5 protein-coding genes are annotated in these 6000 nt (G+C 39.9%); all 5 read left to right on the top strand.

Annotated elements, in window-relative coordinates:
* The first annotated feature begins 138 nt into the window (after positions 1 to 138).
* The 5 genes from N178_RS19290 to N178_RS19270 all read left to right on the top strand — a co-directional run bounded on the left by N178_RS19290 (position 139) and on the right by N178_RS19270 (position 5996).
* The gene (locus N178_RS19290; protein WP_045294200.1) at positions 139 to 1863 is read left to right on the top strand and encodes a PAS domain-containing sensor histidine kinase; all 1725 of its coding nucleotides are present in this window, start codon (positions 139 to 141) and stop codon (positions 1861 to 1863) included.
* 86 nt (positions 1864 to 1949) lie between these two features.
* Positions 1950 to 2213: a DUF1292 domain-containing protein gene (locus N178_RS19285; protein WP_045294198.1), complete on the top strand. Its 264-nt coding sequence runs from the start codon at positions 1950 to 1952 to the stop codon at positions 2211 to 2213.
* Between the two features lie 151 nt (positions 2214 to 2364).
* A complete protein-coding gene (locus N178_RS19280; RefSeq protein ID WP_045294196.1) occupies positions 2365 to 3609 on the top strand; it encodes an acyl-CoA dehydrogenase in 1245 nt (414 codons plus the stop codon).
* Positions 3587 to 4360, top strand: coding sequence for an SDR family oxidoreductase (locus N178_RS19275; RefSeq protein ID WP_045294194.1), 774 nt, complete (start codon positions 3587 to 3589; stop codon positions 4358 to 4360). Before N178_RS19280 ends, N178_RS19275 begins: the two co-directional genes overlap by 23 nt.
* A gap of 19 nt (positions 4361 to 4379) precedes the next feature.
* On the top strand, positions 4380 to 5996 hold the full coding sequence (locus tag N178_RS19270; protein WP_045294192.1) for a long-chain-fatty-acid--CoA ligase: 1617 nt from the start codon (positions 4380 to 4382) through the stop codon (positions 5994 to 5996).
* Positions 5997 to 6000: the final 4 nt, after the last annotated feature.

The raw sequence follows: 6000 nt of genomic DNA, 5'->3' as shown, positions 1-6000 counted from the left end.
TGTAGTGGCGCTTTTTTTTATGTGAATGAATGGAAAATATCCGCTTCTTTATCTAGTAAATTCTAAACGCCTCATGTAAAATTAAGAGAATGAGACCGATTAGGAAAGATGCTAGTGAGGGGTAGGTAAATATGAACGATGAACGAAAATAAAAAAATAGTCCGATTACATGCAGAAAATCATTCAGCTGAGGCTCTAGGAATCATATTTGCTTACAAACAAAAAGGCGACCATCTTGTTTACAGTATGTATCAAGGAGAAAGCGTTTCTGAGCAAAAAATACCTCTAGAAGAATGGGTCTCGTATGAGCATTTTTTCGAAGCGCTAAATAAAAAGAAAAAGCTTATGTACGAGCTTCAAATAAATGATAAACGCTATGTAGTAAACTTAACCCCTTTATCTTACACAGAAAAGCCTGAAATTATGGGACATTGCGTGAATATAACTAGTTATCAGGAGAAAAAAGAACAGATTCAGCCTTTTATTTATCATAACGCAGATGCTGTTGCTATCGTTGACTTAGAGGGTAAAACGCTTCAAGTGAACCCTGCGTTTGAGAATACATTTGGCTGGACGTTTGAAGAAATTTATCAAAAGCCTCTTCCGATTATACCTTTGTTTTTAAAGGAGCCAGTGTGCGAACTTCATAAGACTATTCAATCAGGTGAATCGAAAACGGAATTTGAGACGGTCAGACAGCATAAAGACGGTCATTTAATTAATGTAAGCGTCACACTATTCCGCGTTGAAAATATGAATGATTGGCCGTTATGCATTGCTTTTGTCTATCGAGATATAACATCGCGCAAGCAGGATGAGACGGCTTTAAAAGAAAGCGAACAGCGCTACCGAAGTTTGATTGAGTTATCCCCGGAAGCGATTATCGTTCATAGTGAAGGGAAAATTGATTATATCAACCCTGCAGGAGCCAAAGCGCTAGGGTACAAGAATCCTCATGACGTATTAGGAGCTTGTGTTTATCAGTTTGTTCACCCTGATTACTATGATGTTGTAAAACAGCGAATTTATCGAATGAAAACAGAAAATAAATCTGTAGACCTACAGGAAGAAAAATTTATTCATAAAGACGGTCATACGATTGATGCCGAAACCATTGCCTTTCCTATTCCCTATATGGGAAAGCAGGCCATTCAAGTTTTGTTTCGTGATATTACAGAACGTAAAAAAACTGAAAAATTGCTGCGTGAATCCGCGCAGCTTTCCTTAGTCGGACAGTTAGCAGCGGGTATCGCTCACGAAATTCGAAATCCTCTGACGGCGGTAAAAGGATTTATGCAGTTATTAAAAGAAACGAGCGGTCAGCCTTACTATGTAGAAATGATAAATCATGAGTTAGATAGAATTGAATTGATTGCCGATGAGTTCTTGAGCCTTGCAAAGCCTCAGGCGAAAACCTACAAAGACAAACACGTCCAAGATATTTTAGAGAATACGTTAAAGCTAGCTGAGGTGCAGGGGATTACAGAGAAAATTCACGTAAAAAAAGAGATTGATCTTCATCTTCCTCTCGTATTATGCGAAGAAAACCAGTTAAAACAGGTGTTTAGCAATATATTTAAAAATGCAGTCGAATCTATGCCGAGTGGAGGAACTGTAACGATTCAACTAAAAAGATTTAATCAGGAGAACCTTGTTGTCCGGTTTAGCGACGAGGGGCCAGGCATCACGCAGGAACGAATGCAGCATTTAGGAAAACCTTTTTATAGTACCAAAGAGAAAGGAACGGGGCTTGGACTGATGGTGTGCTATAAGATCATTCGAGAACATAGAGGAGAAATTAACTTTGTAAGTGAACTTGGAAAAGGAACTACCGTAGACATTCTTTTGCCTTTTAAAAAGTAGATTCTACTTTTGTAAGCATGAAACCTTTTCTAAAGGGGAATACATGTTAGTGAACAAATAATGAGGTTAAAATAGGAGGGAATAAGATGGAACGCATTGAAACGGGAGAGATTTTTACAGTTTTAGATGAAAATGATCAAGAGCAAGATATTGAAGTGCTTGGAAAAATGACGATTGAAGGGCACGATTATATTGCCGTTGCATTTGTGGAAGAAGTTTTAATTGAAACAGAAGAAGAAATTGATGTTTTCTTTTTAAAAATTGAAGATAATGGTGAATGGTCTTCAATTGAAGATGATGATGAGTTCGAAAAGGTATCAGCCGTATTTGAGGAAATGACATCCGCGTAAAAAGAGAGGTTTTAACCTCTCTTTTTTTAATTCTAAATAATATAATAATTAGAATTTTTCTAAAAATATCTTGCTGAATTATTTTCCTTCATTTATGATGAATATGTAACATACCAACCGGTTAGTAAGTAAATGAAAGCGAGGGACTACCGTGTATTTTTCTTACTCTGACAAAGTAGTGAAGCTGCAAAAAGAATTGAACTCTTTTATAGAAGAGCATATTTACCCAAATGAACGGCTATACGAACAACAGCTGAATGAACAGCCATCTAGATGGTCAGCTGTTCCTCCAATCATGGAAGAGTTAAAAGAAAAAGCAAAGCAAGCTGGGTTATGGAACTTATTTTTGCCAGAAAGCGAATACGGAGCAGGCCTAACAAATGTAGAATACGCTCCTCTTTGCGAAATTATGGGCCGTTCTATTATTGGGCCAGAAGCTTTTAACTGCGGAGCTCCTGACACCGGCAATATGGAAGTGCTGGTTCGATACGGAACGCCTGAACAGAAAGAAAAATGGTTAAAGCCTCTGTTAAATGGAGACATTCGCTCCTGCTTTTCTATGACAGAACCGGATGTAGGTTCTTCTGATGCCACAAACATTCAGTGCAGTATTGTAAGAGAAGGCGATGAATATATAATCAACGGAAGAAAATGGTGGTCTTCAGGTGCGGGAGATCCTCGCTGCAAAATTGCTATTGTGATGGGAAAAAGTGATTTTAACGCATCTAAATATGAGCAGCAGTCTATGATTCTAGTTCCATTAAATACTCCGGGAGTTAAAATTGAACGGATGCTTCCAGTCTTTGGATACGATCACGCTCCTCATGGACACGCTGAAATTCATTATGACAATGTGCGTGTGCCAGCATCTAATATGCTTTTAGGAGAAGGAAAAGGGTTTGCTATTGCTCAAGGCAGATTAGGGCCTGGACGTATTCATCACTGCATGCGTCTAATAGGAGCAGCTGAAAGAGCGCTTGAAGAATTATGTAAGCGTATTCAAAGTCGTTCTACATTTAATAAGTTGCTTTCCCAGCAAGGGGTTATTCAAGAATGGGTGGCAGAATCGCGTATTGAAATTGAGCAAGCTCGCTTATTAACATTAAAAGCTGCGTATATGATGGACACAGTTGGGAACAAAAAAGCGCGGAAAGAAATTGCCATGATTAAAGTAATAGCTCCTGCTATGGCTTTAAAAGTCATTGATCGCGCCATTCAAGCATTTGGAGGAGCAGGTGTTTCAGAAGACACGCCGCTTGCGGCACTTTGGGCAAATGCTCGAACTTTGCGCCTTGCTGATGGTCCAGACGAAGTGCACAAAGCGCAGCTTGCAAGACTTGAGCTAAAATCCTATCAAGAACAGGAGGCAACCTATGCACATAAAGGATTTGTTTGATTTAACTGGAAAAACAGCTATTATTACCGGAGGAGGCAGAGGATTAGGAGAACAAATGGCAGAAGGGCTTGCAGAGGCAGGGGCAAATATTGTTCTATGTTCAAGAAAAAAAGAAGCGTGTCAGCAAGTGGCTGATCGATTGGCCACCATGGGCGTAAAAACTCTCGCCTTAACTTGCGACATCAGTCAGCCTGAAGATATTAAAAATGTCGTGCACCAAACGATTGAAACATTTGGACGCATCGATATTTTAATTAACAACAGCGGAGCTACATGGGGAGCTCCGGCTGAAGAAATGCCTCTTGAAGCATGGCAAAAAGTGATGAATATTAATGTGACGGGCACGTTTTTAATGTCCCAAGAAGCTGGAAAAGAAATGATTAAACAAAAAGCTGGCAAGATTATTAACATTGCTTCAATTGCGGGTCTTGGAGGAACGGATCCTCAGTATATGGATACAATCGGGTACAACACGAGTAAAGGGGCAGTCATTACGTTCACGAAAGATTTAGCTGTCAAATGGGGACAGCATAATATTCAAGTTAATGCGATTGCGCCGGGATTTTTTCCTACTAAAATGTCAGGTGCGATTATGGAACAAGGAAAAGATTATTTTCTAAGTCAAACCCCTTTAAAACGCTTTGGCGCCGAAGCTGATTTAAAAGGAGCGGCTGTTTTTCTTGCTTCTGCAGCATCTAATTATATTACGGGCGATATTCTGACGGTAGACGGTGGAGTTCATGCTATGTGAATAAGAAAGGAGTAACTTGATGGAAGACGTTAAAAAATGGTTTACACCTTATCCAGAAGCCTACACTCATGAGATTCACATCGAAGATATTTCACTATTTGATATGCTGAAAGAAACAGCCGAACGTTATCCTGCTCACACGGCCACGCGCATGTATCAGCATACGTTAACGTACCAGGAGCTGTACCACTCAGTTCGCGTATTTGCAGGAGCACTGCAGAAAAAAGGAATTAAAAAAGGAGATCGTGTAGCAATTATGCTACCAAACTGTCCGCAATATATAATAAGCTATTTCAGCATCGTAGCAGCGGGCGGCATTGTTACTCAGGTCAACCCTATGCTTGTCGAACAAGAGCTAGAGCATATTTTAAACGATTCCGGGGCAAAAAAAATAATTATACTCGATGATTTTTATACGAGACTTCAAGAGATAAGAAACCGCGTTGATATAGAAGAAGCGATAACTGTCAGCTTGCAAAAACCTTTTGTTCCTACATCACCAGACCTTTCCTTCCTAGATTTTTTAACCATAAAACATGAATTTAATCAGCCGGTTATCCATCCATCACACGATATTGCTGTTCTTCAGTATACGGGAGGAACGACCGGACCATCTAAAGGTGCGATGCTTACACATACAAACATTTACACAAACGCAGTTCAATCATACGAAATATTTAAGCATGATATTGAATTAGGAAAAGAAAAATGCTTAACCGTTATTCCATTGTTTCACGTATTTGGCATGACTTCCTGCATGCATTTATCAATTCTTTGTGGAAATGAAATATTGCTATTGCCGCGTTTTGATTTAGAAGAAGTACTAAATACAATAAAAAAAGAGCAGCCTAGTATTTTTCCTGGCGTGCCCACTATGTATGTCGCGATTACCAATCATCCGCGGGCAGAAGAATACAACATCGAAAGTATTCGCATCTGCAACAGCGGTAGTGCGCCGATGCCTGTTGAGCTGATGAAAGAGTTCGAACGAAAAACGAGCGCTAAAGTGTTAGAAGGGTACGGCTTATCAGAAGCATCCCCCGTGACCCATTGCAACCTGCCGTTTTGTGAACGAAAGCCAGGTACAGTCGGACTTGGCGTGCCGCAAACCGCTTATAAAATTGTAGACGTGGCTACCGGAACAAAAGAACTGCCAAGAGGAGAGCTTGGAGAAATAGTGATTAAAGGCCCTCAAGTTATGAAGGGCTATTGGAATCAGCCTGAAGAAACAGCTCACGCGCTTAGAAACGGCTGGCTGTACACAGGAGATATTGGACAGATAGATGAAGATGGGTATTTATCCATTGTTGATCGCAAAAAAGATATGATTATTGCAAGTGGTTTTAATGTGTATCCTCGAGATATTGAAGAAGTTTTATATGAACACAGCCATATTAAAGAAGCCGTCGTAATTGGCGTGCCGCATCCTTACAGAGGAGAAACAATTAAAGCGATTTTGGTAGTAAAAGAAGGGAAATCTCTTTCCGAAGAAGAGCTTACTTCTTATTGTCGACATCATCTTGCAGCATACAAAATTCCGCGAATCTTTGAGTTTCGCGCTGAGCTTCCTAAGACCAATGTAGGAAAAATTTTGCGACGGGCACTGCGAGAAGAAGTGGTGAAAGAAACGATGTAAATAA

It is taken from the genome of Priestia aryabhattai B8W22, assembly GCF_000956595.1.
GTDB classification, from domain to species: Bacteria; Bacillota; Bacilli; order Bacillales; family Bacillaceae_H; genus Priestia; species Priestia aryabhattai.
This window is presented reverse-complemented; position numbering and strand designations above follow the sequence as displayed.

Bases quoted from the DNA above. Each gene is read 5' to 3' on its own strand.
- N178_RS19290 (WP_045294200.1), top strand. From the start codon at position 139: ATGAACGAAAATAAAAAAATAGTCCGATTACATGCAGAAAATCATTCA.
- N178_RS19285 (WP_045294198.1), top strand. From the start codon at position 1,950: ATGGAACGCATTGAAACGGGAGAGATTTTTACAGTTTTAGATGAAAAT.
- N178_RS19275 (WP_045294194.1), top strand. From the start codon at position 3,587: ATGCACATAAAGGATTTGTTTGATTTAACTGGAAAAACAGCTATTATT.
- N178_RS19270 (WP_045294192.1), top strand. From the start codon at position 4,380: ATGGAAGACGTTAAAAAATGGTTTACACCTTATCCAGAAGCCTACACT.